24 protein-coding genes are annotated in these 25933 nt (G+C 61.5%); 18 read left to right on the top strand and 6 right to left on the bottom strand.

What is annotated here, in order from left to right; all coding sequences use genetic code 11:
- Positions 1-87 precede the first annotated feature (87 nt).
- Together HRU82_03680 and HRU82_03675 are read left to right on the top strand one after the other, a co-directional pair.
- Complete coding sequence (locus HRU82_03680) at positions 88-1374, top strand: filamentous hemagglutinin N-terminal domain-containing protein (GenBank protein ID QOJ34106.1); 1287 nt, start codon at positions 88-90, stop codon at positions 1372-1374.
- 17 nt (positions 1375-1391) lie between these two features.
- Positions 1392-3803, top strand: coding sequence for a CHAT domain-containing protein (locus HRU82_03675; protein ID QOJ34105.1), 2412 nt, complete (start codon positions 1392-1394; stop codon positions 3801-3803).
- Between the two features lie 22 nt (positions 3804-3825).
- Here the strand turns inward: HRU82_03675 and HRU82_03670 are convergent, their stop codons facing one another.
- A complete protein-coding gene (locus tag HRU82_03670) occupies positions 3826-4509 on the bottom strand; it encodes a hypothetical protein (protein ID QOJ34104.1) in 684 nt (227 codons plus the stop codon).
- Positions 4510-4734: 225 nt separating this feature from the next.
- Here HRU82_03670 and HRU82_03665 point away from each other — a divergent pair, with 225 nt between their 5' ends.
- The 7 genes from HRU82_03665 (at position 4735) to HRU82_03635 (ending at position 13096) form a co-directional block, all read left to right on the top strand.
- Complete coding sequence (locus HRU82_03665; protein ID QOJ34103.1) at positions 4735-5673, top strand: SDR family oxidoreductase; 939 nt, start codon at positions 4735-4737, stop codon at positions 5671-5673.
- Complete coding sequence (locus HRU82_03660; protein ID QOJ34102.1) at positions 5666-6103, top strand: NUDIX hydrolase; 438 nt, start codon at positions 5666-5668, stop codon at positions 6101-6103. The genes HRU82_03665 and HRU82_03660 overlap by 8 nt, the downstream gene beginning before the upstream one ends.
- Before the next feature lie 164 nt (positions 6104-6267).
- The gene (locus tag HRU82_03655; protein ID QOJ34101.1) at positions 6268-9414 is read left to right on the top strand and encodes a PAS domain S-box protein; all 3147 of its coding nucleotides are present in this window, start codon (positions 6268-6270) and stop codon (positions 9412-9414) included.
- Between the two features lie 15 nt (positions 9415-9429).
- Positions 9430-10077 (top strand): response regulator transcription factor, encoded by a 648-nt coding sequence (locus HRU82_03650; protein ID QOJ34100.1) that lies wholly within the window; start codon positions 9430-9432, stop codon positions 10075-10077.
- A 273-nt stretch (positions 10078-10350) separates the two neighbouring features.
- Complete coding sequence (locus HRU82_03645) at positions 10351-10734, top strand: hypothetical protein (GenBank protein ID QOJ34099.1); 384 nt, start codon at positions 10351-10353, stop codon at positions 10732-10734.
- Between the two features lie 110 nt (positions 10735-10844).
- The gene (locus tag HRU82_03640) at positions 10845-12233 is read left to right on the top strand and encodes a sigma-54-dependent Fis family transcriptional regulator (GenBank protein QOJ34098.1); all 1389 of its coding nucleotides are present in this window, start codon (positions 10845-10847) and stop codon (positions 12231-12233) included.
- A gap of 296 nt (positions 12234-12529) precedes the next feature.
- Positions 12530-13096 carry a DUF882 domain-containing protein gene (locus tag HRU82_03635; GenBank protein ID QOJ34097.1) on the top strand — a complete coding sequence of 189 codons (567 nt, stop codon included), beginning with the start codon at positions 12530-12532 and terminating at the stop codon, positions 13094-13096.
- A gap of 22 nt (positions 13097-13118) precedes the next feature.
- Here HRU82_03635 and HRU82_03630 read toward each other — a convergent pair whose 3' ends face one another.
- The 5 genes from HRU82_03630 to HRU82_03610 form a co-directional block, all read right to left on the bottom strand.
- Complete coding sequence (locus HRU82_03630; GenBank protein QOJ34096.1) at positions 13119-13547, bottom strand: hypothetical protein; 429 nt, start codon at positions 13545-13547, stop codon at positions 13119-13121.
- Between the two features lie 37 nt (positions 13548-13584).
- A complete protein-coding gene (locus HRU82_03625) occupies positions 13585-14751 on the bottom strand; it encodes a hypothetical protein (protein QOJ34095.1) in 1167 nt (388 codons plus the stop codon).
- Positions 14752-14785: 34 nt separating this feature from the next.
- Positions 14786-14998, bottom strand: coding sequence for a hypothetical protein (locus HRU82_03620; protein QOJ34094.1), 213 nt, complete (start codon positions 14996-14998; stop codon positions 14786-14788).
- Between the two features lie 88 nt (positions 14999-15086).
- Positions 15087-15749, bottom strand: a complete 663-nt coding sequence (locus HRU82_03615; GenBank protein QOJ34093.1) for a hypothetical protein — start codon at positions 15747-15749, stop codon at positions 15087-15089.
- A gap of 104 nt (positions 15750-15853) precedes the next feature.
- Entirely contained in the window at positions 15854-16558 is a 705-nt protein-coding gene (locus tag HRU82_03610; protein ID QOJ34092.1) for a chlorite dismutase family protein, read from the bottom strand.
- Positions 16559-16703: 145 nt separating this feature from the next.
- On the opposite strand from HRU82_03610, the gene HRU82_03605 reads away from it, so the two are divergent.
- From HRU82_03605 to deoC, 9 genes are all read left to right on the top strand, one after another.
- The gene (locus HRU82_03605) at positions 16704-17318 is read left to right on the top strand and encodes a hypothetical protein (GenBank protein ID QOJ34091.1); all 615 of its coding nucleotides are present in this window, start codon (positions 16704-16706) and stop codon (positions 17316-17318) included.
- Positions 17319-17361: 43 nt separating this feature from the next.
- Entirely contained in the window at positions 17362-18648 is a 1287-nt protein-coding gene (locus tag HRU82_03600) for a competence/damage-inducible protein A (protein QOJ34090.1), read from the top strand.
- Entirely contained in the window at positions 18645-19250 is a 606-nt protein-coding gene (gene thpR / locus HRU82_03595; GenBank protein ID QOJ34089.1) for an RNA 2',3'-cyclic phosphodiesterase, read from the top strand. Before HRU82_03600 ends, thpR begins: the two co-directional genes overlap by 4 nt.
- 191 nt (positions 19251-19441) lie before the next feature.
- Complete coding sequence (recA, locus tag HRU82_03590; GenBank protein ID QOJ34088.1) at positions 19442-20527, top strand: recombinase RecA; 1086 nt, start codon at positions 19442-19444, stop codon at positions 20525-20527.
- 9 nt (positions 20528-20536) lie between these two features.
- Entirely contained in the window at positions 20537-20992 is a 456-nt protein-coding gene (locus HRU82_03585) for a RecX family transcriptional regulator (protein QOJ34087.1), read from the top strand.
- Positions 20989-23619, top strand: coding sequence for an alanine--tRNA ligase (gene alaS / locus HRU82_03580; protein ID QOJ34086.1), 2631 nt, complete (start codon positions 20989-20991; stop codon positions 23617-23619). The genes HRU82_03585 and alaS overlap by 4 nt, the downstream gene beginning before the upstream one ends.
- Before the next feature lie 4 nt (positions 23620-23623).
- Positions 23624-24226 carry a Holliday junction resolvase RuvX gene (ruvX, locus tag HRU82_03575; GenBank protein ID QOJ34085.1) on the top strand — a complete coding sequence of 201 codons (603 nt, stop codon included), beginning with the start codon at positions 23624-23626 and terminating at the stop codon, positions 24224-24226.
- A complete protein-coding gene (mltG, locus tag HRU82_03570) occupies positions 24123-25175 on the top strand; it encodes an endolytic transglycosylase MltG (GenBank protein QOJ34084.1) in 1053 nt (350 codons plus the stop codon). The genes ruvX and mltG overlap by 104 nt, the downstream gene beginning before the upstream one ends.
- Before the next feature lie 51 nt (positions 25176-25226).
- Positions 25227-25916 carry a deoxyribose-phosphate aldolase gene (deoC, locus tag HRU82_03565; GenBank protein ID QOJ34083.1) on the top strand — a complete coding sequence of 230 codons (690 nt, stop codon included), beginning with the start codon at positions 25227-25229 and terminating at the stop codon, positions 25914-25916.
- The last annotated feature ends 17 nt before the right edge of the window (positions 25917-25933 follow it).

Below are 25933 nucleotides of genomic sequence, written 5' to 3'. Positions count from 1 at the left end.
TACAGGGTTCAACGTGCCTTGCAGTTCTTTGTGAAAGTAGAGTAAGAGAGCGCGATGCCTGCCCCACACCGGCTGAGGAGGATCACGATGACGTTCCAACCTGTGCGGCTCTTGACCGGTGCGGCTGTTGCCTTGACAGTGCTGACCGCCCTGACCCCTCAACTAGCTCGCGCACAGTCGACCAATATCGTTCCGACGCCTGGTGCCGTGGGCACCGGTGGGCTTGGAACTTCGGTCAGCACGTCCGGGAACGTCACCAATATCACCGGCGGGACCAGGCCGGGCAACGGGCCCAACGTCTTCCATAGCTTCAATCAATTCTCCGTGGGGGCAGGCGATGTCGCCGCCTTCGTGAATCCCGGCGGGGCCAGCAACGTCATCAGCCGCGTGATCGGCGGATCCCCTTCGAATATCAACGGCACGATTCAAGCGTTGAATTGGAATCTGTATTTTATCAATCCATCCGGGGTGATTTTCGGACCCTCGGCGCGATTGAATGTCACGGGTTCGGCCTTTTTCGGAACGGCCAATGCCATTCTCTTCAGCGACCAACGAGTGTTTTCCGCCAACCAGTTCGCCTTCGACAACACGCTGTCGGTGGCCCCGCCGGCTTCCTTTGGATTTCTGGGCCCCGCACCCTACGGTCCCGTCGTGTTGTCGTCCGGGACGGTGTTACAGGGGAATGCCGTGATCGGCTTGGTCGGCGGCACGGTGCAGATCAACGGGTCGCGTATCTCCGCACAACGGGTCGTGGTCGGCAGTAACGGGGCCTCCGGCGGCAATGTCAGTGTGGAGCCCTTCGCAAGTAATCCGTTTGTCCGAGTGACCCAGGCCGGTGATGTCCAGGCTGCTCCTGGAACGGTGCTCCAGGCCGGGGGGGGAGGAGTGATTCCCGCTTCCGTGGACGTGTTGCCGTCTACGATCACGGTACCCTCGGGGGCGCAGGTGGTGACGACTACGAACCCCTTCACGCAACGAATCACCCAGATCCAGGTGATCGGACAGAACACTGGCGGCTTGCCGCCAATTCCGTTGGCTTCCGGTGCCTCGACGGCGCCGATCGCACTGGCCAATCCGATCGATCCCGTTGCCGTCGTCAACCGTGCCGCTACGATCCTGCCGCAACAGTCGCCAGCCCCGCCGGTGGCCTTGGTCACCAGCCGGTGTGCCTCGCGAAAGGACGGCACCTTCAGCAGTTTCGTGCAGGCGACGAGGGATGTGACTCCGACACAACCGGGCGCCTTCCTTCCCAGTCCGGTCGTGCTGGAAGAGGTCGGAGGGATGGTCGCGGAGGGAGCGCCATCGACGATGCCGACGATCCGGTCATCCATGCTTTCACAGGGTCGACTGGGTGACGGGTGGCAAGGCTGCTAGGGGCCAAGGAGAACACTATGCCGTTGCGTCGAGACTCATGGAGACAGTCGATCGGTGGCTTGGCGCCGAGGGTTGTGATTGGCGCCGTCCTTCTCCTGGGCGGGGGGTGGGATGCTCGGACGGTCCAGGCCGAGAGCCCGCTCGGGATCGCAGGGAAGGACCAGGCGGATCAGCAGATGCGGCATGGTAAGGTCCAGTTTGAGCGTGGCGCCTTTGCGCAAGCGGCCGTGCATTGGATGGAGGCCGCTCGTGGATACGAAGAAATCGGGCAGGCCAAGGAGCAATGTCAGGCCTTGATCAACGTGGCCTATGCCCTTCAGCGGGAAGGCCAAATTCGCCGGGCGCAGAACGTCCTGCAGACAGCGCTCACCCTGTCGGAACAGGCGGGCCACCGGCTGTTGACGGCGACGATCCTCGGGCAGCTCGGAACTACGTCCCTATCGCTGGGCAAGGCCGAATCCGCCACCGAGCACCTCACCAAGGCCTTGAATCTGGCAAGAGAGGAGCAGCGACCGGCATTGGTTGCCGGCCTCCTCAACGACTTGGGCAATGCCTTGGCTGCTCGCGGCCAATTTCCCGAAGCCATCGACGTCTATGCGGAGAGCCGTCGCCTGGCTGCCGAAACGAAGCAGCCCGCACTGTCGGCCACGGCTCAGGTCAACGGGGCGGTGGCGCGGATGCAGAACCGACAACTCCCCGAGGCGCAGCGAGAATTCGACCAGGCATTGAAAGAAGTGCAGGCCCTCGAGGATGACCAGGCGAAGACGGCCGGGTTATTGAACATCGGCCTAGGATATCAGGATCTGCACGAGGCCCTGGCGGCGGCCCGAGCGGGCGCGGGGAAGAGGCCTGAGGCTGCCACCGCGGCCTCGACGGCTTCCGGCGACGCGGAGTTACTGCGTCAGGCGTCCGAGGCCTTCACCCATGCTGCTGAAGCGGCCGGCCGCATCGGCGACGCCAGGGGCCAGTCGTACGCCTGGGGCTACCTGGGGAGCCTCCGAGAAACAGAGCAGAATTCCGCCGCGGCGCTTGAATACTCCAGAAAGGCGATCTTTGCCGCACAGAAGGTCAACGCTCCGGATTCCCTCTATCGTTGGCAATGGCAGACGGCACGATTGCTTCGCGCGAGTGGCAAGGAAGAGGAAGCGTTGGACGCCTACCAGCGAGCTCTCGCGGTACTCCAGCCGATCGGATACGAATATTCCAGTGGGTTTCAGAATCGCCACCATTCGTTCCGCGAATCCGTCCTGCCGCTCTATCGCGAGTATGAGGATGCGTTACTGCGGCGCACGGCGGCGAGCACGTCCGCTGAACAGAACCAGCAGTATCTGGTCCGTGTGCGCGATGCGGTGGAAGCCTCGCACAGGGCCGAGTTGCAGGACTATTTCCGTGACGACTGTGTGGCAACGGCCAAGCAACAACGCGGTGTGAGCGGAATTCCGGCGGGTACCGCGGTGCTGTATCCCATCTCGTTGTCGGACCGATTGGAATTGGTAGTCGAGACAGCCGCGGGGCTCAAACACTACCCCGTGCCCGTGGGAGGGGACACCTTGACCCGCGAGGTTCGGGCCTTCCGGCACCTCGTGCAGGACCGCCGTTCGCAGAACTATTTGGGGCCGGCACAGACGCTCTACGGATGGTTGCTCGCTCCGCTGCAACAGGATTTCCAGGCTGCCGGCATCACCACACTGGTCATGGTGCCCGAAGGCACGCTGCGGACGATTCCCATCTCGGCCCTACATGACGGTCGTGAATTCGTCGTGAATCGCTACGCGGTGGCGGTGAGTCCGGCGATGGAATTGACCGACCCACGTGCCTCGCAACGGGGGCGAGGTGGGGTGCTCTCGATGGCGTTGACCGAGTCGCGCCAGGGATTTCCCGCCGAAGCCGAGCGGGGTGACGAGGTGCAGGCGGTGAAGACGATTTACGGAGGCACGGCGTTGGTGAACAGCGAGTTCTCTGTGCCGTCCGTCGAACAACAGATCAAGTCGCAACAAGTCGACATCGTGCATGTGGCCTCACACAGCGAAGTCGGACATGACGCGACCAACTCGTTCCTGCTTGCCTACGACGATAAGATTTCGATGGATCGCCTCGCCCAGATGGTCGGTCTTCTGCAATATCGCAAAGAGCCGCTGGAACTCTTGACCTTGAGTGCCTGCGAAACGGCCGCCGAAGATGACCGTGCCGCGCTGGGCTTGGGAGGCATTGCCGTGAAGACCGGCGCCAGGAGTGCGCTTGCCAGTCTGTGGGTGGCCGGTGATCAGGCCGCTCCTGAACTCGTCGCGGAGTTCTACCGGCAGCTGCAGGATTCCACCGTCTCCAAGGCCGTAGCGTTGCAACGGGCACAGCAGAAAATGCTCGCGCAGCCGGGACATACCCACCCCAGCTATTGGGCCCCGTTCTTGTTGATCAATAATTGGATGTGACGGAAGGGGTCTGTCGGCGGAGTTACAATTTCTTGCCGGTCATGAGTTCGTAGGCTTCTTCAATCGTATCCACTTCCCGCACCAACACGTTCGATTCAGACGTGGCCTTGATCAGGTTGACCCTGGGTGCATAGAACTGGCCTCGCGGTACCAGTAACACCCGATAACCCGCACGGGCGGCGGCCGAAGTCTTTTCCTGGACCTGCCCCACCTGACCGATCCGCCCATCCGGCTCCAGCGTGCCGGTGATGGTGATTTCCTTCAGCAGGGGGTCTCCTTTGAGGAGGGCCAGAAATCCAATGGCCAACGCCGCCTCAGCGGTCGTGCCTTCCGCAGTCAGTGGTCCCGAGAATGTGGCATAGAGGGAGATGGTGCCGGTCGGGTGTAGGCTCGCTGCGAGTCGCTCGACGGCGAATTGAAATGCGCGCTGGATCGAACCCATGCCTGCGCCCCTCACCGGGACTTGGCTGCGCCCCCATCGTAGAGACAGCGGGTCGGGCTGCACGCCTTGATCCCACTTCAGCACAAACGTGGGAAAGCCTACTTGTTGGTCCGTGTAGGCGGCGACAGAGATCGGGACGGTCAGCTGGCGATCGGCCCGCGCCTGCGATGGACTGACAGCCACGAGTATTGCGCACAGGGCCAAGGTCAAGGTTGTGTAACCGGGAAGCCGTTGTGTTCCGTTGGTGATGGTTTTTTTGCGCATAGGTCAAGTCTAGTTGAGGGATGGGGTTTGTCAAATCGACCTCCTGGAGGCCGTCACCCCTTCCCATCGGTCCATTCCCCGTTCCACTTGAGGGCGAGGGGGATCACCTACGGAGAGCCGGCGCGATGATCGCCTGTACTCCGCTGCTGCCGTTGCACCCCTCTGCATGGTACCCTGTGGGCCGTCGATAGAAATGGTCTCCTTGGCGACAAGGACGGAATTGGCATGACACAACAGCCGGCAACAGAGGAACGTAGGGTCGTCGTCACTGGTGCGTCCACCGGGATCGGCGCTGCCTGCGCGCGATATCTCGATAGTCTGGGCCTCACGGTGTGGGCCTGTGTGCGGCGGCAGGCAGACGGCGAAGTCCTGCTAGGCGGGGCTTCCTCCCGGCTACGTATCTTGATGCTGGATGTGACCGACGCCGCATCCATCGCCGCCGCCGGCCGAACGTTAACCGACGCAGTCGGCGACCAAGGGTTGTCGGGGCTGGTGAACAACGCCGGCATTTCCGTGGCCGGTCCGCTCGAACTTCTGCCCTTGGCCGATATCAGGGCGCAGTTCGAGGTAAATGTATTCGGAGCGCTCGCGGTGACGCAGACGTTGTTGCCGCTGCTTCGCCGGGGCGGGGGGCGCATTGTGAACATGAGCTCGATCGCGGGTTTGGCCGCCACGCCGTTCCTCGGTGCCTATTGTGGATCCAAGTACGCGCTTGAGGCGATGAGTGATGCGATGCGGCTGGAACTGGCGCCCTGGGGGATGCAGGTGGCGTTGGTGGAACCGGGAGCGATTCAGTCCGAGATCTGGCGGCGCGCGGGGCTGGCAGTCAACCGAATGCTCGGCCGGGTCGATCCGGAAGCGTTGCGATTGTATGAACAGCCGTTGTTGCGCATGCAGGAGGTCATCACGAGGGCGGAGAATCGCGCGATTCCGGCCGAATGGGTCGCGCGTGCCGTGGCCCATGCCTTGACGGCCAAGCGGCCGCGGACCCGGTATGTGGTCGGAAAGGATGCTCGGTTCCGTGCGCTGCTGAAGTGGCTTCTGCCGGATCGTGCGCAGGATCGGGTGCTCGCCTGGTTCTTGGGCTTGCCGGCCTCCAAGCCGAAAGCGGGTCTCTGCCGGAATGAAGGAGGCACGTCGAACGTGGGAATGGATCATGTCTGAACCGACCGTCGTACGTTCCGCGGGCGGCATCGTGCTTCGCGGACAGGAGGTGCTGCTGATTCGGGTGTCGGATCAGAAAGGCCGGCCGATCTGGTCGTTTCCCAAAGGCAGGTTGGATGCCGGAGAAACTCCGGCCCAGGCGGCTCTACGAGAGGTGCTGGAGGAAACGGGCTGGCGATGTCGGATCGATGTGGAACTCTGCCGAACGGAATATTGGTTTCAGCGGGTCGGACGCCGGTTCCGGAAGACCGTCGTCTGGTTCAAGATGACGCCGCTTGAGCAGGCGGGGCAGCCGGACGGAGAGGTGGAAGAGGTCCAGTGGGTGGAGCACCAGGAGGCCATCAAGCGACTCCGTTATCCATCGGACGTGACATTGCTGTTGGAGGTCATCGCCGGAAAAGCTTCGCAAGGTGCGACGCCCTCGCCTTGACATGGCGTCACCCCTTTACTAGACTCGCGAGCAGGACAACGCTGTGCCCTGTCTTGCCGGGCATGACCTGCGGGTGCGCGCCTTCCCCCTGACTCGGAATCCAGCTCGACGAATACCCTGCGGCGCGGTCGGCACCCCATCCGTTCTTCACGAGAGGGCCCGCCGTGTATAGTCTGGCACGCTTCTCCCTATTGGAAATGACCGAATGTTCAGCCGTTCTTCGGCGGCTGGGACAGCAAGCGACCTCGTTCCGAGACCTTGCCGGTCGAACCGTTGCCTACCTGTTTTCGACCTTCGGGGACTCCTCCACCGGGGCACGTGACTGCGTGTTGGTTCGTTGTTTCAAAACCGCGCCGTTCAGCCGATTGGACTCGGACAGTCAGCAGTTGGCTTGCGGGATGCTCGGAGGCATCCTTCCCACGCCCGATCTCAAATGCCTCACACTCTTGTCCACGGCGGGAGACGAACCGGATTGGAATGTGGTCGAACGGTCTCGTCGCTATCGGGCCATTCCGATGGTCAGCGACGACTTCGTCAAACAGTTCCCCATGTTCTCGCAGTTGTTGCGCCAGTTTGGGTCGCCCACCTTCTTCGACGTGGCGCCGGAAGTGGAGTGGCTCATGGACGAGGAGGAGCGCACCTACAACGTGTTTTACGTGCCTGATGCCGTGGGAAGTCCCTATGTGCCGGTGCAGCAGAACTTTGTGCTGAAGTATGGCGTGAAGTCGGTGCTGTGTTTCGGCGGCATCTTGCCGTCGCGAGACCTGTTCGCCGTGATCCTGTTTTCACGCACGCCGATTCCCCGCACGACCGCCACCCTCTGCAAATCACTCGCGCTCAGCATGAAGGTCTCCTTGCTGGCGTTTGACGATACGGGCGTCACCACGACGGAAGACGCGCGGCATCAATCGGATCGTGCAGCCGCGGATGCTGGTACTCATGCCCGACACCATGCGAGGCTCTCCGTCACCGAACAACTCCTGCAGGTCTATGAGAATGCGGTGCGGACTCAGTCGGCGGGGATGGACCAGGCCAACCGGGCGCTCCGCGAGCGGGCGGAGGCGCTGGAGCGGTCCGAACAGGCCCTGGGGGAACAGACGCGGATCGTCAACTCGATTCTGCGCAGCATGGGCGACGGAGTGGTGGTGATCGACGGCGAGGGGCGGTTGGTCGTCGCTAACCCGGCGGTCGAAAGCATCCTCGGATTTCCCCCCAGTCTTATCTCTCCGGCTGAATGGGGCGGAGGCCATCAGCTCTTTCATGCCGACACCGTGACGGGGTTTCAGCGGGCCGAGTGGCCGCTGGCGCGCGCGCTGCGCGGGGAAAAGATCGATTGGCTCGAGGTGTACGTGCAGGTCTCACCGGAACTGCCGGGCCGGTGGGTCAGCATCAATGCGCGGCCGGTCACGGAGGAGGATGGCGCCCTGCGTGGCGCCGTGGCGGTCTTCCATGACATTACTTGGCTCAAGCGGGCGCAGGAAGCGCTCTTCGAATCGGAGTATCGCTTCAGAAGCTTGGTCGAGGGCGCGCGGGATATCATCTTCACGCTGTCCTCAGAGGGCAGCATCACCTCTCTCAATCAAGCCTTCGAAACCGTGACCAACTGGGGACGGTCGCAATGGCTCGGAGAGCCGCTGACGGCGCTGTTGCATCCGGACGATGCCGGATTTTGTCGGGACGTTGTGCAGGCCATTCTGGAACGGGGAGCACCCCTGACCTGTTCGATGCAGCTCAGCCGCAATCCGGACGGCTACGTGACGGGCGAGTTCGTCGGGACACCCCAGTTGCGGCAAGGCCGGGTCGTAGGCGTGTTGGGGATCATTCGGGATGTGACCGAGCGCAGGCGGATCGAGGATGCGCTTCGCGTCAGCGAAGAGCGGTTGCGTTCCATCGTACAGTCCACGAAGGACGCCATCGTGCTGGTGAATGCGTTGATGAAGGTCGCGTTTTGGAACAAGGGAGCGGAGGCTACGTTCGGATATGCGGCCGAAGAAATCATCGGACAACCGGTCACTATGATCATCGCTGAGACGGGCCAGGAACGGTTGTCGCGAACGGTGCAGCGGGTTCGCGTGCTTGAACAGATGCAGATGACCAGTAAAACCTTGGAATTGGTCGGGCGCCGAAAAGACGGCGGCGAGTTTCCGCTGGAGTTGAGTCTCACGCCCTGGAGAGGCAAGGCCGATCTCTTCTTCACGATCATCATGCGGGACATCAGCGAGCGTCGGGCGGCTGAAGAAGAGTTGGACCGCCTGCATCGTCATAACCAAGTGGTGTTGAACTCCGCCGGCGAAGGGATCTATGGCGTGGATCGAGAGGGACGCTTGACCTTCGTTAATCCGGCGGCGGCTAAGATGTTTGGATGGGAGGCCGACGAATTGATCGGGCAATCGTTCCATGCCTTGATTCCGGACGCGGACGTGAACAGCATGTCGTACACCGAACGGTGCGCCATGATGAACGCCACGATCGTGGGAGGAGTGGTGACGGAGCATGCCGACAGTGCCTTCCGGCGCAAGGATGGCAGCAGCTTCCCCGTCGAATATGTGAGTACGCCCATCCGTGAGCGGGGAGAGGTGGTCGGGGCCGTGGTTGTGTTCAAGGATACCACCGACCGCAAACGCGCCGAGGAACAGTTACAGGATTCGCTGCGGCGGCTCAGAAAATTGTCTCGCCGCATGGAGGGGATTCGGGAAGAGGAGCGCGGACGAATCGCGCGCGAGTTGCACGACGAACTGGGAGTGGGCCTGACGTGCCTGAAAATCGATCTCTCTCGATTGGGTGGGTTGCTGGGGGAACGAGTGGCGCCGGGTGGACGCGCCAGGATCGACGAGAAAATTCGAGGCATGAAAGAACAGGTGGACAGCACCATCACGTCCGTGCAACGACTGGTAGCGGAATTGCGGCCCGGCGTGTTGGACGATCTCGGCCTGGTGGCGGCGATCGAGTGGCAGTGCCGCGATTTCCAGCGTCGCACGGGTATCACCTGTCGCTGTGCGGTCAGTCATGAAGACCTCCGCATCGATCCCGAACATGCGACGGCGGTGTTTCGCATCTGTCAAGAGGCCCTGACCAACGTGACCAGGCATGCTCAGGCTACCGAGGTCCAGGTGCGGCTGGAGGATCAAGGCCGGGACGTGGTCCTGCAGGTGTGCGATAACGGGCGTGGTATTCCGCAGGAGCGATTGGTCGATGCCCGATCGTTCGGGCTGTTAGGCATGCACGAGCGCGCCGGCCTGCTCGGCGGCGAGGTGCGCATCGAGACCAGGGAGGGTGCCGGGACGACCATCGTCTTGCGTCTCCCGCGTTAATGGGGAGGGAGAACCATGAGATCCACGAGCACGGTGCGCATTCTTGTCGTCGACGATCATCCGTTCTTTCGCCGCGGCGTGAAGGATATTTTGGAAGAGGGGTTTGAAGGGGCTCGGATGGCGGAATGCGGCAACGCGCAAGAGATGCTGGACGAGGTGCGGGAACGCCATTACGACCTGGTCATCATGGACATCAGCATGCCGGGTCGAAGCGGGCCTGAAGTCCTCAAGGAACTCAAGCAATTGGCACCGGACTTGCCGGTTTTGATCCTCAGCATGCACCCCGAAGACCAATATGCCATTCGGATGTTCAAGGCCGGGGCGGCCGGGTACTTGACCAAGGCCAGTGCGCCGGAAGAATTGGTGCAGGCGGCGAAGAAGGTCTTAGCCGGCGGCCATTACGTGAGTGCCTCGGTCGGTGAGGCCTTGGCCGTGACGGTGCGGACCGGCGTCGATAAACTGCCGCACGAACGCCTTTCAGACCGGGAATACGAAGTGCTCTGCCTGATCGCCTCGGGCAAAACAGTGAGCTCGATTGCCGAGAGCATTAACTTGAGCGTCACTACCATCAGCACCTACCGGGCCCGGATCTTGGAAAAGATGAATCTGAAGAACAATGCCGAACTGACCCGATACGCCCTGCAACATGGGCTGGTCGTGTGACAGCCGCTGCCGTCGGTCACCCTGTCGGACAAATGACGACAACTTCATTCTGCCGACTGCGACAGGTGAATCCGACCCCTGCCGATAGTGTCGCTGCCCCATCCGCCCTATCTTTCACTTCATAGGGAGCACAAAAAGATCGCCTACCCATCCGGGCGGTTCCGCTGCTCCGACCCTTCGTGCCAGATACAGACCTACCCTGAGGAGCGGACGGAGCGCCCCTCACCTCGTAGGTATCAACAAGACATTGAATCGGAGAGGAAGGTGACGGTCATGATGCCACCAGCACAGCGTCTAACCAGCCGTCGAGTGAGCAGGCGACCGAAGGTCGTCGTACTCTACGAAGATGTCGTCACAGGATTCAAATGTGCCGATCGATGCGCGTTGCATGGCTACCAAGCCACATTGGCGTCAAGCCCTCAACAGGCTGAGCGCGACTTGCAGGACCTGCATCCGGATGCCGTCATCATGACCTTCGTCGATCCCGCGCTGTCTCGGTCTGGGGCTGTGCCTCGGATTCGTAGTCTCTGGCCGCAGGTCCCGATCATCGCCATGATGCCCAACGAGAGTCGACCGAACGAAATGCCGCGCCGATCAGGGGGATCGATCGGTATCGGTGCGGATGTCTTCTTGTGCCGTTCGCTCGATGTGCCGTAGGGCGCAATAGGCCTGCAGCCTGGATGGGTCCGGGTTGAATCATCACCCCCAATCGGCGACAGTGGCGTGAGGCCATTGTTTTGTCGAACAAGACGAAAGGAGGCCGAATCGTGGCGAAACCGAAACTGTTGGTGATCGAGGACGAATCCTTTGATGTTTCGAGCGTGCGAGCGGCTCTCGGCGAGGAATTCGACATAGAGACGACGGCCGCGAAAGACGACGCCCTCGATGCGATTGCGATGCAGGCCCCGGCGGTGGTGCTCCTCGGCCCTCGTGCAGACGGTCGGTCGGCAGATGCGGCGCTACGCCTGATAGGTGCGGCGCGTCAGGCGGGACCCGGGCTGAGAATCATCGCCTGCACAGCCGGTGACGATCAGGGGTTGGCAGCGCAGGCCATCGCTCAGGGGGCCTACGATGTGCTGTCACAGCCGCTGGACCTACGACTCTTGAGCGCCGTTGTACGGCGCGCCGCGCGGGCGGCGGGGTTAGAGCGAGAGGCGCGCCAAGAGGGCCGAGCCACAAATACAGTCGTCGCCCCGGGATTGCTCGGCACGAGCCCGGCCTTTCAGCGGATCCTCGAAGCGGTCCGGAAAGTTGCGACCACGGATGTGCCGCTCCTCATTACCGGTGAGAACGGGACCGGCAAAGAGTTGATCGCCCGCGCCATTCACGATCGAGGGGCGCGGCGGAACGCTCCATTTGTGATCATGCATTGCGGGGCTATCCCGGAGCGGGTCTTGGATTCGGAATTGTTCGGGGAAGAAGGCGAAGCGAGGAGCGGGAGCAGCGGGATCAAGCCAGGAAAGCTGGAATCGGCGCATGGAGGGACCTTGCTCTTGCAGGAGGTGAGCGAACTGCCTCCCGCGTTGCAGGCCAAGCTGTTACGCTTCTTGCAAGAACGCACCTGCATTCGGAGCGGCGGACATCGACCCGTCGACTGTGATGTCCGAATCATTGCCTCCAATTGCATCGGTGTGAAGGATGCGGTGGAGAAGGGGCTTTTCCGCGAGGATCTGTATTATCGCCTGGGCACGGTCCACATCAATCTCCCGCGCTTGCGTGAGCGGGGCGACGATGTCGTGGTCTTGAGCATGCGGTTCCTCCGCCAAGCGGCCGCACAGACCGCTGTGCCTATGCCTGGCTTCAGTCGCGAAGCGGTCGCGGCCCTGCGCGCGTACAATTGGCCGGGCAATGTGCGCGAGTTGTCTGATCGGGTCGCTCGTGCCTTCATCATGTCCGATGGGACACCGATTACGCCGGCGGATCTGGATATTCCCTATCACCCGGATGGGCAGGGCGAGGAATCGATTTCGTTCAAGGTGAATCAGCAGCGTGTCGAAACCGACCTGATCATGAAAGCCTTTACGCTCTCTCACGGCAATTTGAGCCGAGCGGCTCACGAATTGGGCATCAGCCGTTCGACGCTCTATCGTCGGTTGCGCCAGTACGGAATGGATCGCGCACTGGACGTGCGACGTGCGTTGAACGTGTCACAGTGAGCGGCGATCTCCTAGTGGCGGGAGATCAGCACGGCCCAGTAGAGGTGCGCGGCTGCTCGGATGTTGTCCGGTTCGACGGTGAACGGGTAAAAGGATTGACCATTCAAAAAGGATTTGTTAAGTAGAGACTGTTCGATTCAGCACGATCTCGCACCCTCACGCCTTCTCCGATTTCCACCTTCGGTGTGTGGTCGATCCTCCGCAAGAGGCACAGCAGGGTCCTGTCCTCTCAACAGTCCGAGGACCGTCCCTGCCGGCGCCCGATGGGGAGGCAGGATAACCCAGGGATGACAGTGATGAGACCTCATCCACAACCTTCATGTAGTCGGCGTGGATTTTTGCGTGCTTCCGCAGTCGGCGCAGCTTTGGTCTGCGCGCGGTTGATTCTCCCGCAGGCGGTGTGGGCACAGGGAGGTCCCGTTGGAAAGTTGACCCTTCTGAATCTCCAGACGGACGAACGGCTTTCAGTGGTCTATCGAAACGAGGAGGGCCGCTATGATGAGAGCGCCCTTAACGATCTCAATTACCTCTTGCGGTGCCACCACACCAATCAGTCCATCATGATGGATGTGCAGCTGATCGAGTTTCTCAACCTGGTGCAATTGCGGTTGGGAGGTCGGCGGGAAGTGCATGTCATCTCCGGCTATCGCTCTCCCGAATACAACGCCCACCTCATCGATATCGGCAAGCGCGCGGCGCGGCACAGTTATCACGTCTCTGGGCAGGCCGTAGACATCCAGATTCCCGGCGTGCCGCTCAGGACGGTCCGGGATGCCGCGCTACGTTTAGGGCGGGGTGGGGTGGGGTACTATCCTCGCAGTCGGTTCGTGCACTTGGACTCAGGCCCCTTCCGTTTCTGGTAGGCTGCCGAGCACCTGGAGGGGGTCAGCCGACCAAGTCCGGGTTCATCTTGGTCATCGACTGGACGGACGTAGCTTTGATTTCGTTGTAGACGATGGCCCGACCGGCCTGGCGAAGGCGACTGAAAACACCTTCCACCACCACGTAGTCGCCCTCTCGGATTTCGGTCTTGCCGAGTCCGACGACCTTCACCGTCCCCGCCGTATCCTGCAGAAGAAATCCAAAGGCCGGGTGCCCATCACGATTCGTGGCCAGTTGAAAGCTGGTGACTCGCCCGCTGACCGTAATGACCTGATGGTCGTAATGGTCGGGGTGGGCGAGCAGCTCCGTCACTTCCACCATCGAGGCGGCCGAGAGGAGCGTGGGAGCAAAGCCCCAGGTCATGATCACTGCCACTCCAAGGGGCAGGAGCAGACGGCTGAGAACGAGGTTGGAAAATGTGTTGTGTGCCATCAAGCCCTCCTCCGAACGCGAGGCCACACGCGAGGTCTTACCGGCTGAGATCGTTATGCAATTCGCCCATGAAGCTCTTCAGCACATGCTCCTTCATTTGGTCTATCTCTTCGGTCTGAGGCTTAGCCTCATCCGGCAGCGCCGGGAGATCTTTGGCGACGGGCATGGTCCTTGTCAGCAATTCCTGCTCAAGGGCGTCTGGGCTTTGGTCGACTTCCGAGAGCACGGCCATCAGGCGTTGGAGCCCGAATACAGATCGCGTGGCTTCCGAATGTACGGCTCTCGAACTGGCACCATGCACGAGCGACAGCCAGAACTTGGCCTCGAGGTCCTCCCCCAACGTCCCCCAGACGAATTGACGCAACCTTTCCGTCAGGGCTTCTTCCGTCCGCTCTAGGCCGTCATAGACGGCAATGGAGCGCTCGACCGGTCGTCCTGCCAAGACATCCAGGGTTGCCTTCCACAAATCGAGCGGGCCGGTGGCAGGCGTATTGGTTGCCGACGACCGCTGTAGGGCCGTCTGCAGGCTTTGAAGATAGTGGTGTAGGTGTTTGACCTTGCGGGCCGCGAGACTGCCTGCGGGGATTCCCCAAATATGACCGATCTCGTGGTCCTGCAGGGGTACGGCGTTGATGGTCTTCCACTCCCGTTCCGACAGCTCCAGTCGTTTGCGGTACTTTTCCAAGAGCCGTAATTGGGCCTGCATTTCAAGGCCCAGTCTGGCCTCCTGGTAGGCCTCCTGCGTAATGTCGTCTTCTTCCCAGCGCCGTTCCAGCATACGGATCGCCGGTCGCGGGACCGCGGCACGCGCTTGCTGCTTGATGCTGCTGACGCTGTCGGCGTCGATGTTGAATTTGTTCTGTAGTAGATCGGCGGCGGCACGCACCATGCCTTCGGCCAGCGCGATCATGCTCTTCATGGCTTCCATCTGCAGCCACAGTCGCTCCCGGCGCATTCGCACCCGCCGCCGATATTCATCGCGACGGTTGGTAACGTCGCGAATCGCATCCTGCGTGATGGTCTGGTGAATCGGTTTGCTGCCGGCCACGCAGCGAGGATCCGGACGGTCGGCCGCGATGTACTCGATTTCCTCGGGTGTCAGGTCGAAGTGCTGAAGCAACAGAAGCTTCAGCATGATGCGCCCTTGAATCGGGGCCTGGTCGATCGTGGAGACAATGAGGTCTTGAGTAAGCAATCCGGACATCGTGTGGGCCCCTCGTGCGGTGAAAAGGGTATGCTTAGGCCGTGCCCTGGTGGATATTTTCCAGGTAGACCGCCACGTACTCCCGAATTTGCTGGATACTTCCGCTGATGAACATCTCGCGTGGAATTTCCACGCGAACCAGCTTGGCGGGGTCTACGCCACGGTCGATGGCATATTCTTCGTCGATATACAGACTGACGGACCCGTCGGGAAAGCGAATCGCATAGACGGCATTGTTATCGGCCATGGCAGCTGCTCCGTCCGATGTGGGTGACAATAGATGACTACAGGTAACATAGGGCCGAGGCGACTGTCAAAGCCGGCCGGTGCGAGCGTTAGCGGCGAAAGACGCGACGCCGCCAGAGGATATAGCTGGTAAAGGCAAGCAAGGCGATCAGCAGAGTGTTGCGGATGCGGCCGGGACCGAAACAGGTCAAGTTCACGAGCGCATTGGTCGTGCCGTAGGCGGCATAGACGAGGTAGACCAACAGCGACCACTTCTTGATGTAGAGAAACCCATAGCCGACCAGCAGATGGAGGAAGGGGGACAGGGCTTTCGTAACGATGCCGGGGAGTCCGTCCAGCTTGGTGCAGAAGAAGGGCAGGAGGTACTCGGGGTTCTGTAGGATAATGATGGTGTCGTTGGCCGCGCTGACCAGGAAGAGCAGTCCCAGGAAGCGGATGTCGTGGGCCTGGGCCCAGGCCGTTCGTCCCGTTCGAAGCAAGTCCGAGCCGGTTGCGGACGGCCCTAAGGCCGCGTCGTAGCTCTGCAGAGCCCACCAGGGCAGCGCGAGCAGCATGAAGAAAAACACTTCCGCCGCGCGCCCCGAGACCCGTCCCAACGCAACACTGAGCAAGACGAGCAGGATTGTGCCGAACCCGTACAGGACACCCGATCGATAGCGGCCTCGGATCATCTGTCCCAGACCGGGAACGAGCGCCGACCAGAAGGCGGCGCCTCGGTCGAGGGGGGACATTGACGGCGATGGCTCGGACATGGAAGCAAGAGGGGTTTTCGGCTTGTCCACCGGAGTCAGAAACGGCACGGCCTTCGATCACCTGGGACCGAAGGCCGCAGCTGTCGAGCGCCTGACGGGAGGGGTTATCCCCCCAGCGTGTCGAGCGTTTCTTTCAGGCTCTTGCGAATGCAGGTGAAGATCGGCGTATCGCGCAGGGTATAGCGGCTCCCTTCGGTTTCACGCAAGGCCATGACGAGGTCAAGGAAGTCTTCCGGCTTGTCGCTCTCGAAGGCCACCACCCATTCCTGATCGTCGAGTCCGAATGAGTAGGTGGTATTGAGCTTGACCGACGGGAACCGATGGCCCACTTCAATGTGTTCGTCCATCATGCCTTGCCTGGCCGCCTTGGTGAGGAGGAACCATTCGCGGGTCTTCACGAAGGGGTAGACGAAGATGTACTTGGCCTTGCCGGGCACCACGGTCAACCGCTTGCTCTCCTGGTTTTCGTGAGTGTGGTTGTCCACATAGATCGACCGCTTGGTCATGGCCAGGTAGGAATAGGGGTTGCTCAAATATTTGCCCAAACCTGAAGCCAGGATCTTCGTGCTCATTTCCTGGAACAATTCCAGCTCGTAGCTGATGCGCCACAGCATGAGGTCGCAGTCGCCCCGGATGCCCACGGTCGTATAGGCGATGACCAGCACCTTGCCCTGATATTCTTCGACGGCGCGGAGGAACTCTTGCTTGCCGCGTGTCCGCTCATCTTCGGAGAGCCGGCGCCATGCAGGATCAACCTTGTAGAACGTGAAATTCACAAATTGACGGCGGGGTTGTTCGGGGCTGGACATAACGGACCCTCCAGGCAACTTCTTGATAATGTGAAAGAATACGATTTCGTCGTCTTTAGCATTTCGTCTCGTACACTGTCAACAGAGCCAAGAAGGCTCCGGCTGCGAATTGACAGCGCCCAGCCGTTCTGGTACTGCCTGCGCCATGAGAGGGCTTCGCAGCCTGGCGATGGAAGGAGGAACGGTCTGCTGTCTGGGACTGGCCTTGGCCGGGTCCGTCACCGGCTACGCCTATGGCATTGAGCTGCAACCCAGCGCGGCACAGATCCAGGCCACGGTGGAACGGGGGCGTACCGCAGCACGGGACCGTGTCTCTCCCGATCAGCTCCACACCTGGTTTGGTGCCGCCGATGCCCTCGCGCCGCGCGGCTTTATCATGACCAAGCTGGGCAGCCTCCTGGTCATGGCCAACCACCTGGCCCTCCGGGACCTCACCCCGACCGAGCAGGATATTGCCCAAGTGATGGCGAATGAGCAGCTGTTGGTCAGTATCGTCATTTATGGCGAGCGGTTGAATTTCGCCGCCGACAGTTATGTGGTGCTCGAACAGGGGGGGCGAACCGTCAAACCGGCCAGCGTGCGGTTCGACGCCAGAGGTGATCGTACGGCGGTCTGGCCCCAACAGCCGGCCTATCGCGCCAAGGTGATCGCGCAGTTTCCCTATGCGGAGCTTGATCCGCTGGCCAAAACCAGATTGTTGGTGTTCCCATCAGGGGGCGGCGAGGTCGGCTTCGACCTGGATTTCGCCCATATTGAATAGACCTGCCTCAGTCCACTCCCCTAACCATACGAACCCGATGGCGATGAAGACCACCAGACCTTGGATTGCGGAAACGATTGCGGTCGGCTCGGAGCTTCTCGTAGGAGGGCGGCTCGATACCAACTCTCTCTTCATCGCCGATCGATTGGCGGAGTGCGGCGTGGCGCTCCGTTACAAGACGACGGTCGGGGACGATCTCGCCGATATCGCGCAGACGGTCAGGACTGCAGCCGCGAGAGTGCGTGTGATGATCATGACCGGCGGCTTGGGGCCGACGATCGACGATCTCACGCGTGATGCGGTGGCGCGGGCGACCGGCTACCGGCTGGTGCGGCGAAAGGCGGCATTAGATGAAATGACGGCGCGTCTAGCCGGCTGGGGACGGACGCCGACTCGGTCCCAGTTTCGCCAAGCCCTGATCCCTGCCGGCGCGCAGGTGCTGTCCAATCCGGTGGGCACGGCGCCGGGGTTCGCTCTGACCTGGAAGGGAACGCTGCTTGCCGCTCTGCCGGGCGTTCCGCGCGAAATGGAACCGATGCTGACGGCGGGGGTTCTGCCTATACTTCGTGAATGGATGCAACGCGCGCAGGCAGTTCAGGCCGTTCCGATGGTGCGCCGCGTGCTCCATACGTCTGGAGTGCCGGAATCCTGGGTCGATGACAAGCTGAAGGGCCTCATCCCGAAAAGGAGTCCGGTCCAGCTTGGCATCTATGCCTCATCGATGGAAATCATGGTGTCCCTGGCGGGACCCGTGACGGTGCGTCGGGGAGCGGCAACCGTCGACGGCCTGGCGGTAGAAGCCAAGCGGCGGCTCAGCGACATTCTGTACGGCGAAGAAGGCGACACGATGGAAGCGGTGGTGGGGCGGCTGCTGGCCGGGCAACGCCTGACGTTGGCTGTGGCGGAGTCTTGCACCGGCGGGTTGATCGGCCACCGGTTGACGCAGGTGGCGGGCTCGTCCGCCTATCTGGATCGCGTGGCCGTCTGTTACAGCAACCGCGCGAAACGCGAGATGTTGGGGGTCCCGTCCGACCTGATCGAGCGGCATGGGGCCGTCAGCGCTGAAGTCGCGGCGGCCATGGCTCGCGGCGTGCGTGAACGGAGCGGAACGTCGGTTGGGTTGAGCGTGACAGGCATCGCAGGACCGGGTGGCGCGACGGAAACCAAGCCGGTGGGGTTGGTCTATGTAGGATTGGACGGCGGGCCGAACGATGCGACGACCAAGGAGTTTCGATTCCATGGCGGCGATCGCAACGTGATCAAACAACGATCTTCGCAAGCGGCGCTGGATCTGCTGCGGCGCTGGCTCATCACGAGGACGCAGGGATGATTCGCACGTTTCTCGCGGTGGCATTGCCGGCGACGATTCGCCGGGCGCTCTCCACCCTGCAGCAGGACCTCAAGCAACGGCTGGATCCGGTGGCCGGGAGGCAAGTCCGTCTCAGCTGGGTGCGGCCGGACGCCATGCACCTGACGCTCAGATTTCTCGGCGATACGCCGGAGGACGTGATCGACCTCCTTCGACTGGGGGTTGAAGAGGCGGCGCAGGGACAGCGAGCCGTGACAGTTCCGCTCCAACGGCTGGGGGCCTTCCCGCGTCCTCAACAGCCGCGCGTGTTGTGGGTTGGTCCTTCCGAGAGCTGGGAGCGGGGACCGGAGGCGCAACGGCTGGCGGCGCTGCATCGTGCCGTCGAAGTCTGTTGCCGATCGGCTGGGTTTGCACCGGAAGAGCGGCCGTTCAGTCCACACCTGACCGTGGCGCGGATCAAAGAAGGTGAACGACAGGCCGGGCAGGCTCTGGCCCAAGGCGCTGTCCTGGATCGTCCGGTCGAGCTGGGTGAGCTACCGGTCGATGCCATCCTCCTCATGAAGAGCGAACTGCGACCGACCGGTTCGATCTACAGCACGCTCTGGGAAGTACCGCTGCAGTAGAGACGTCGTTGCTCGAACCGTCCGGGCTAGGTTTCCCCATGAGGAGTCCGGTATAATCCTCCGTTCCACCGGCTCCTGGTCTGAGTCTGGTCCGCCTCCAGTCGGTCAACTCAGCATCGGCTGGTGCGTTGTCTCCCCAGGCGCTTCGGACAAAAGGCGCGTCACACGGATGCTGCGAGAAGGAGTCATCAATGGCTGAAAAAGACGAGAAGAAGCGCGCGTTGGACCTAGCCCTGGCGCAGATCGAAAAACAATATGGGAAGGGTGCGGTCATGAAGCTGGGGGCGGAGGACCGTCCCGCAGATGTCCCGGCGATTTCCAGCGGGTCGCTGGGGTTGGACATCGCCTTGGGTGTCGGAGGCTTGCCGCGTGGCCGCGTGGTCGAAATCTTCGGTCCGGAATCGTCCGGTAAGACGACCCTGACCCTGCATGCGATTGCTGAGGCGCAGAAGGCGGGCGGGGTGGCGGCGTTCATCGATGCCGAACATGCGTTGGATCTTTCGTATGCGAAGAAACTCGGCGTGCAGACGGACGATTTGCTGGTCTCGCAGCCGGACACGGGCGAGCAGGCGCTCGAAATCGCCGAGACCCTGGTGCGGAGCGGCGCCATCGACATCATCGTGGTCGACTCCGTGGCGGCCCTGGTGCCGCGGGCGGAGATCGAAGGCGAGATGGGAGATGCCCACATGGGACTCCAGGCGAGGCTCATGTCCCAGGCGCTCCGCAAGTTGACCGCGGCCATCTCGAAATCCCAAACCACCCTCATCTTCATCAACCAGATTCGGATGAAGATCGGTGTCATGTTCGGCAATCCTGAAACGACGACGGGCGGTAATGCGCTCAAGTTTTACTCCTCCGTGCGGTTGGATATCCGGCGCATCGAATCGATCAAGGACGGACAGGATGTGACCGGCAGCCGCGTCCGGGTGAAGGTGGTCAAGAACAAGATGGCGCCGCCGTTCAAGCAGGCGGAATTCGACATCATGTTTGCGGAAGGGATCTCCAAGGCCGGTGAACTGGTCGATATGGGCGTGGAAAAGCGCGTGGTGGAGAAAGCCGGCGCGTGGTACTCCTACAAGGGTGAGCGGCTGGGGCAAGGCCGCGAAGCCGTCCGCGACTTTCTCAAGGCCAACCCGAGTATCGCCAAAGAAATTGAAGGGAAGATCAGGGAACAAGCCGGTTTGCCTGGCTCGGGAACGGAGAAAAAGGCCGACGCCAAAGAGGCGAAGGAGGAGCGGGGCGAGAAGCGGGGGCACGGCGCCCGGGTCGCCACGTAGGTGGGGGCGGTGGCGGTTCCTGATTACCTCAATCTCGCGGTGCGGTATCTGGCCCGAACCGATCGAACCGTGGCGCAGGTGGAGCGTTATCTCCGGGACAAGGGCGCCACACGACCAAAGGCTGCCGCCGTCGTGCGCGAGTTGGAGCGGTTGGGCTATGTGAACGATCAGGCCTATGCCGTTCGATGGGCCGAAACCAGGCTGGCCCGCCGGCCGATGGGCCGTGAGCGGCTGAAGGCCGAATTACTGCAGCGCGGGTTCGAGGAACCGGTCGTGGAACGGGCCTTGAAAAAGGCCTATCGCTCGATCTCCGAGCAGGAGTTGGCCTGCCAGGTGCTCGAAGGACGAACGAGCCGGACCGGGCCGTTGCAGTGGGTGCGGTTGTTGCGGCAACGCGGGTTCGATGATGAGACCATTCAGCAAGTCACGCAAGTCGATCTAGAGGCGGGGTTGGACGAGTTATGAGCCAGAGCGCGAACGATCTTCGGCGGGCCTTCATTCACTACTTCGAGCAGCAGGGACATCGGGCGGTGCCCAGCGCTCCCTTGATTCCGCAGGCCGATCCCACCTTGCTGTTCACGAATGCCGGAATGAATCAGTTCAAACGGGTGTTTCTCGGTGAGGAGACCCGCGCCTACCGTCGTGCCGTGTCGGTGCAGAAGTGTCTGCGGGCCGGCGGCAAACATAACGACCTCGAGAATGTCGGCTACACCAGACGGCACCATACGTTCTTTGAAATGCTCGGCAACTTTTCCTTCGGTGACTACTTCAAGGAAGAGGCGATTCGCTTCGGTTGGGAGTTTCTCACGTCGGTCGTGGGGCTGGCGAAGGACCGGATGTGGGTCACGATTTTCCGCGAAGACGACGAAGCCGATCGGCTGTGGAAAAAGATCGGCGTTGCGCCGAGCCGGATCGTCCGTTGTGGTGAAAAGGATAATTTCTGGCAGATGGCGGACACAGGACCCTGCGGACCCTGTTCGGAACTGCATTTCGACCAAGGCGCGGCGGTGCCGGGCGACGACACCCCGAACGGCGAGGGTGATCGAGTCATCGAGATTTGGAATCTTGTCTTCATGCAGTTCAACCGCGACAGCGGCGGCACGCTGAATCCGTTACCCAAACCGAGCATCGACACCGGAATGGGGTTGGAGCGGCTGGCGGCGGTGGCTCAAGGCAAACTGAGCAACTACGACAGTGATCTGTTCGCTCCACTGTTGGCGGCCATCGGCCAAAGGGCCGGGTTGCAATATGGCACGAAAGAACAGGTGGATCGGTCCATGCGGGTGATCGCGGACCATCTCAGGGCCATCACCTTTCTCATGGCTGATGGCGTGTTGCCGTCGAATGAAGGCCGTGGCTACGTATTGCGTCGGATTCTTAGGCGGGCCGCTCGCCACGGGCGCCTGCTCGGCATTACGGAGCCATTCCTCCACGACCTGACTGCGGCGGTCGTTTCCCATATGGGCGTGGCCTACCATGAACTGACTGCTGCGGCCGAGACGGTGAAGGAGGCCACGCGAGGGGAAGAAGAACGTTTCATCGCGACGCTTGACCAAGGCCTGCCGATTCTGACCGAGATGCTGACCAAAGTGCGGTCGTCCGGGCAGGATACGCTGGCCGGTACCGACATCTTCAAGCTCTATGACACCTATGGGTTTCCGATGGACCTCATCGTCGAAGCCTGCCGTGAACAGGAGATCAAGCTGGACGAGACGGGCTTCGAGGCGGCCATCGAAGAGCAGCGCACCCGTGCCAGGAAGACTGGCGGGTTTGAAACGGAAACGGAGCGACCCACGCTCAGTGAGGTCGCTGCCCGCGTGAAGGGCACCACCTTCGTCGGTTATGAACAGCTGAACTCCGAGGGCATTGTTCAGGCCATCCTGAAAGGCGACGCGCTCGTCAAAGAGGCGCGCGAGGGTGATGAAATCGAAATCGTACTCGATGTGACGCCCTTCTATGCCGAAGGGGGTGGCCAAGCCGGCGATCAAGGCACCCTGATCGGGACCGACGGGCGAGTCGACGTTCACGAAACCACCAGACCCGTGTCGACCCTGATCGTGCACAAGGGCGTCGTGCAGTCCGGATCGATCCGAGAAGGAGAGCGGCTGCAGCTCACGGTCAATCAGCGAACCAGGAAGGATGCGGCCAGGAATCACACTGCGACGCACTTGGTGCATGCCGCGCTACGGGATCTCTTGGGACCGCACGTCAAACAGTATGGGTCGCTGGTGGCGCCGAATCGCCTGCGGTTCGACTTTGCCCACTTCCGCCCCCTGTCGTTCCGCGACATCGATGAAATCGAGGGGATCGTGAACGAGCAGATCCGGTTGGACCAATCCGTCCAAACCGACGTGATGGGCGTGCAGGATGCCGTGGCGGGTGGAGCGCTGGCTTTTTTCGGTGATAAATACGGCGATCAGGTGCGGGTGGTGAGCATCGATACCTTCAGCAAGGAATTGTGCGGCGGAACCCATTGTCGCCGGACCGGCGAGATCGGGTTGTTCCGGATCCTGTCGGAGGCTGGGGTGGCGGCCGGGGTCAGGCGTATCGAGTGCTTGACCGGAAGCGGCGCCTTGGATTCGGTGAAACGGCTGGAGGCGGACGTCCGCGAGTTGTCGGATCTCCTGAAGGTCGCGCCGGGCGAATTGGTGACCCGTACGCGCAAATTGGCCGAGCAGTTAAAAGAGAAGGAGCGAGAGTTGTCGGAGGTGAAGTTGAAGCTGGCCGGCAGCTCGTCCAGCGAAACCCAGACCCGCGAGGTCAAGGGCGTGCAGGTCCATGCGCAACGTGCCGACGGCTTGGATGTGAACGGGATGCGGGCGCTGGCGGACCAGTTGCGCGATAAGCTCCGGAGCGGAGTGGTGGCCATCGGGGCTGCCAATGACGGCAAGGTCTCGTTGTTGGTGGTCGTCACCAAGGATCTCGTCGGTCGGCTGAAGGCGGGGGAGCTGATCAAAGAGATGGCGGTCGAGGTGGGCGGAACCGGCGGAGGCCGCCCGGAAATGGCGCAGGCCGGGGGCAAGAATCCGGAAGGCCTCGGACCCGCGTTGGAAAAAGTTTTTGGGTTGGTCCAGAAGGCCTTGGAACGGTAAAGTAATGAAGGGCCGGCGTATTCTTGCGATCGACCATGGGGCCAAACGGATCGGGTTCGCCTTGAGCGATGAACTTGGGTGGACGGCCCAACCGCTTGAAACCCTCCACCGGAAGAATCTCGAGTCCGACCTCCGCCATATCCAACAGCTTGTCCGGGACCATGATGTAGGGATGGTCCTGGTGGGCATGCCTTTCAAGTTGGACGGGGAACTCGGTCCGGCGGCTAAGGTCGTCGAAGCATTCATACAGACCCTGTCCCCGATGATCCCCGTCCCGGTGGTGACGTGGGATGAGCGGATGACGACAAGGTCGGCGGAGGAGGTGTTGATCGCCGCCGATGTCAGCCGCCGAAAACGAAAAGGCATCGTGGATCGTGTCGCGGCGGCGATTTTGCTGCAGAGTTATTTGGCCAGTGTGGAGGAACCGTCCGTTTCCGTATCGGAAGGGATCCCCAACGAGTGTGACGCGTTCGAATCCGTGTCGGGAGAACGGGAACGAGTCGATGATGCAGAGACGAACGATGGTAGGGCTGATCCTGGCCGCGGTGCTGCTGACGGGCATCACGGGATTTCTCGTGCTGCGATGGGCGCAAAGCCCCGTCGCTAGCGGGAAACCGAAGCCTCCTTCCCGCGTGGTCTTCATTCCCGAAGGCAGTACCTTTCAGCAAGTTGCGGCGCTCTTGAAGAGCGAACAGCTGATTCGCAGCCGTTCGGCCTTCATGTTGCTCGGCCGGACCAAGGATATCGATCGCAAAATACGTCCGGGCGAGTATGAGCTGGACGGCGGTATGACACCCCAAGAGATCCTGAACAAACTGCTGGCCGGGCGTGTCGTCCTGCACCCCGTCACGATTCCGGAAGGGTATACGCTGGCGCAAATTACGGATGTGTTGGCCGATCAGCACATCACCGACCACAAAGAGTTCGCGAGGCTGATCTATGATCGGTCCTTCATCAAACAGCTGGAGATCGATGCGGAGTCCTTGGAAGGGTATTTGTTCCCGGAAACCTATTCGTTCGCGAAGGGCACGAAGGCCAAGGACGTGATCAAGACGATGGTGGATGAGTTGCGTCGCGTGTGGAACGGCGAGCTTCAGCAGCAGGCCACCCGCATGAACTTGTCGCTGCACCAGGTGTTGACCCTGGCCTCCGTCATCGAAAAGGAAACGGGAGTGAAGGACGAGCGGGAATTGATCGCGGCCGTATTCCACAATCGACTGCGGAAGAATATCCCGCTCCAGAGTGACCCCACGGTGATTTATGGGCTACCCGCCTTCGATGGGAACATTCACAAGCGCGATCTCTCTAGCCAGAGTCCTTACAACACCTATCGCGTGCGGGGCTTGCCGCCGGGACCGATCGCGAGCCCCGGCGCCCATTCGCTTCGAGCCGCGTTGTTTCCCGCCCGGGCTTCCTACCTGTATTTTGTCTCGCGAAACGACGGGACCCATCATTTTTCCTCGACCCTCGCCGAACACAACCAGGCCGTGGAGAAGTATCAAAAGCAGCCCTTCCGCAAACGGCTGAAGGGAAGCCTCGTCGCCCACGGCGCTTGATCTGCGATTCGGAGTTACGACCTCATGTCACCGACGGAAAGGAATCCCTCAATGGGCGTGCTGCCGTGGAATGAATGCCTGCCCCGTTACCTCGACCACACCGTCTTGCGGCCTGATGCGACCAAGGCGGATGTCTTGCGATTGTGCGCCGAAGCGAAGGTGCAGGGCTTCATCGTGATCTTTGTGCCGCCTTGTTATATCGACGAAGCCGTTGCGGCGGTGGCAGGAACCGAGATTCAGGTCGGGATTCCCGTCGGATTTCCGCTCGGTGGCCATTCCACGCACGCGAAGGTAACCGAAGCCATCGAGGCGGTGGCGCGCGGCGCCAGGGTGCTCGATATGGTGATCAACATCAGCCGGCTGAAGTCAGGAGATCATGATTTCGTGCGGAACGATATGGTTGCGGTGATCCAGGCCACGCCGGGCGTCAATCACAAGGTCATCGTGGAGACCTGCCTGTTGACGCGCGAGGAGAAAATCACCGCCTGTCGACTGGCTGTCGAGGCGGGGATGGATTACGTGAAGACCTCGACAGGGTTCTCGCACGCGGGCGCGACGGTGGACGACGTCCGGTTGATGAAAGAAGCGGTCGCCGGTCGTGCCAAGGTCAAGGCGTCGGGAGGGATCAGGGACTGGAAAACGACACAAGCCTTGTTGGAAGCGGGCGCCGACCGAATCGGTACCAGCGTGAGCCTGAAGATCGTGGATGAGTGGCAATCGCAGCGGGCCGGTACCCGCTGAACGGGGCGGCCCTGTCG

This window comes from Nitrospira sp. (assembly GCA_015709715.1).
Classification (GTDB): domain Bacteria; phylum Nitrospirota; class Nitrospiria; order Nitrospirales; family Nitrospiraceae; genus Nitrospira_A.
The sequence above is the reverse complement of the archived record's forward strand: the minus strand, read 5'-3'. Positions and strand labels throughout refer to the sequence as shown.

Coding starts and splice junctions, on each gene's coding strand:
- thpR (QOJ34089.1), top strand. CDS start 18,645: ATGATTCGCACGTTTCTCGCGGTGGCATTGCCGGCGACGATTCGCCGG.
- HRU82_03605 (QOJ34091.1), top strand. CDS start 16,704: ATGAGAGGGCTTCGCAGCCTGGCGATGGAAGGAGGAACGGTCTGCTGT.
- HRU82_03660 (QOJ34102.1), top strand. CDS start 5,666: ATGTCTGAACCGACCGTCGTACGTTCCGCGGGCGGCATCGTGCTTCGC.
- HRU82_03635 (QOJ34097.1), top strand. CDS start 12,530: ATGAGACCTCATCCACAACCTTCATGTAGTCGGCGTGGATTTTTGCGT.
- HRU82_03630 (QOJ34096.1), bottom strand. CDS start 13,547: ATGGCACACAACACATTTTCCAACCTCGTTCTCAGCCGTCTGCTCCTG.
- HRU82_03620 (QOJ34094.1), bottom strand. CDS start 14,998: ATGGCCGATAACAATGCCGTCTATGCGATTCGCTTTCCCGACGGGTCC.
- HRU82_03615 (QOJ34093.1), bottom strand. CDS start 15,749: ATGTCCGAGCCATCGCCGTCAATGTCCCCCCTCGACCGAGGCGCCGCC.
- mltG (QOJ34084.1), top strand. CDS start 24,123: ATGATGCAGAGACGAACGATGGTAGGGCTGATCCTGGCCGCGGTGCTG.
- HRU82_03645 (QOJ34099.1), top strand. CDS start 10,351: ATGATGCCACCAGCACAGCGTCTAACCAGCCGTCGAGTGAGCAGGCGA.
- HRU82_03670 (QOJ34104.1), bottom strand. CDS start 4,509: ATGCGCAAAAAAACCATCACCAACGGAACACAACGGCTTCCCGGTTAC.
- HRU82_03665 (QOJ34103.1), top strand. CDS start 4,735: ATGACACAACAGCCGGCAACAGAGGAACGTAGGGTCGTCGTCACTGGT.
- deoC (QOJ34083.1), top strand. CDS start 25,227: ATGGGCGTGCTGCCGTGGAATGAATGCCTGCCCCGTTACCTCGACCAC.
- HRU82_03650 (QOJ34100.1), top strand. CDS start 9,430: ATGAGATCCACGAGCACGGTGCGCATTCTTGTCGTCGACGATCATCCG.
- HRU82_03625 (QOJ34095.1), bottom strand. CDS start 14,751: ATGTCCGGATTGCTTACTCAAGACCTCATTGTCTCCACGATCGACCAG.
- alaS (QOJ34086.1), top strand. CDS start 20,989: ATGAGCCAGAGCGCGAACGATCTTCGGCGGGCCTTCATTCACTACTTC.
- HRU82_03610 (QOJ34092.1), bottom strand. CDS start 16,558: ATGTCCAGCCCCGAACAACCCCGCCGTCAATTTGTGAATTTCACGTTC.
- HRU82_03600 (QOJ34090.1), top strand. CDS start 17,362: ATGAAGACCACCAGACCTTGGATTGCGGAAACGATTGCGGTCGGCTCG.
- recA (QOJ34088.1), top strand. CDS start 19,442: ATGGCTGAAAAAGACGAGAAGAAGCGCGCGTTGGACCTAGCCCTGGCG.
- HRU82_03675 (QOJ34105.1), top strand. CDS start 1,392: ATGCCGTTGCGTCGAGACTCATGGAGACAGTCGATCGGTGGCTTGGCG.
- HRU82_03680 (QOJ34106.1), top strand. CDS start 88: ATGACGTTCCAACCTGTGCGGCTCTTGACCGGTGCGGCTGTTGCCTTG.
- ruvX (QOJ34085.1), top strand. CDS start 23,624: ATGAAGGGCCGGCGTATTCTTGCGATCGACCATGGGGCCAAACGGATC.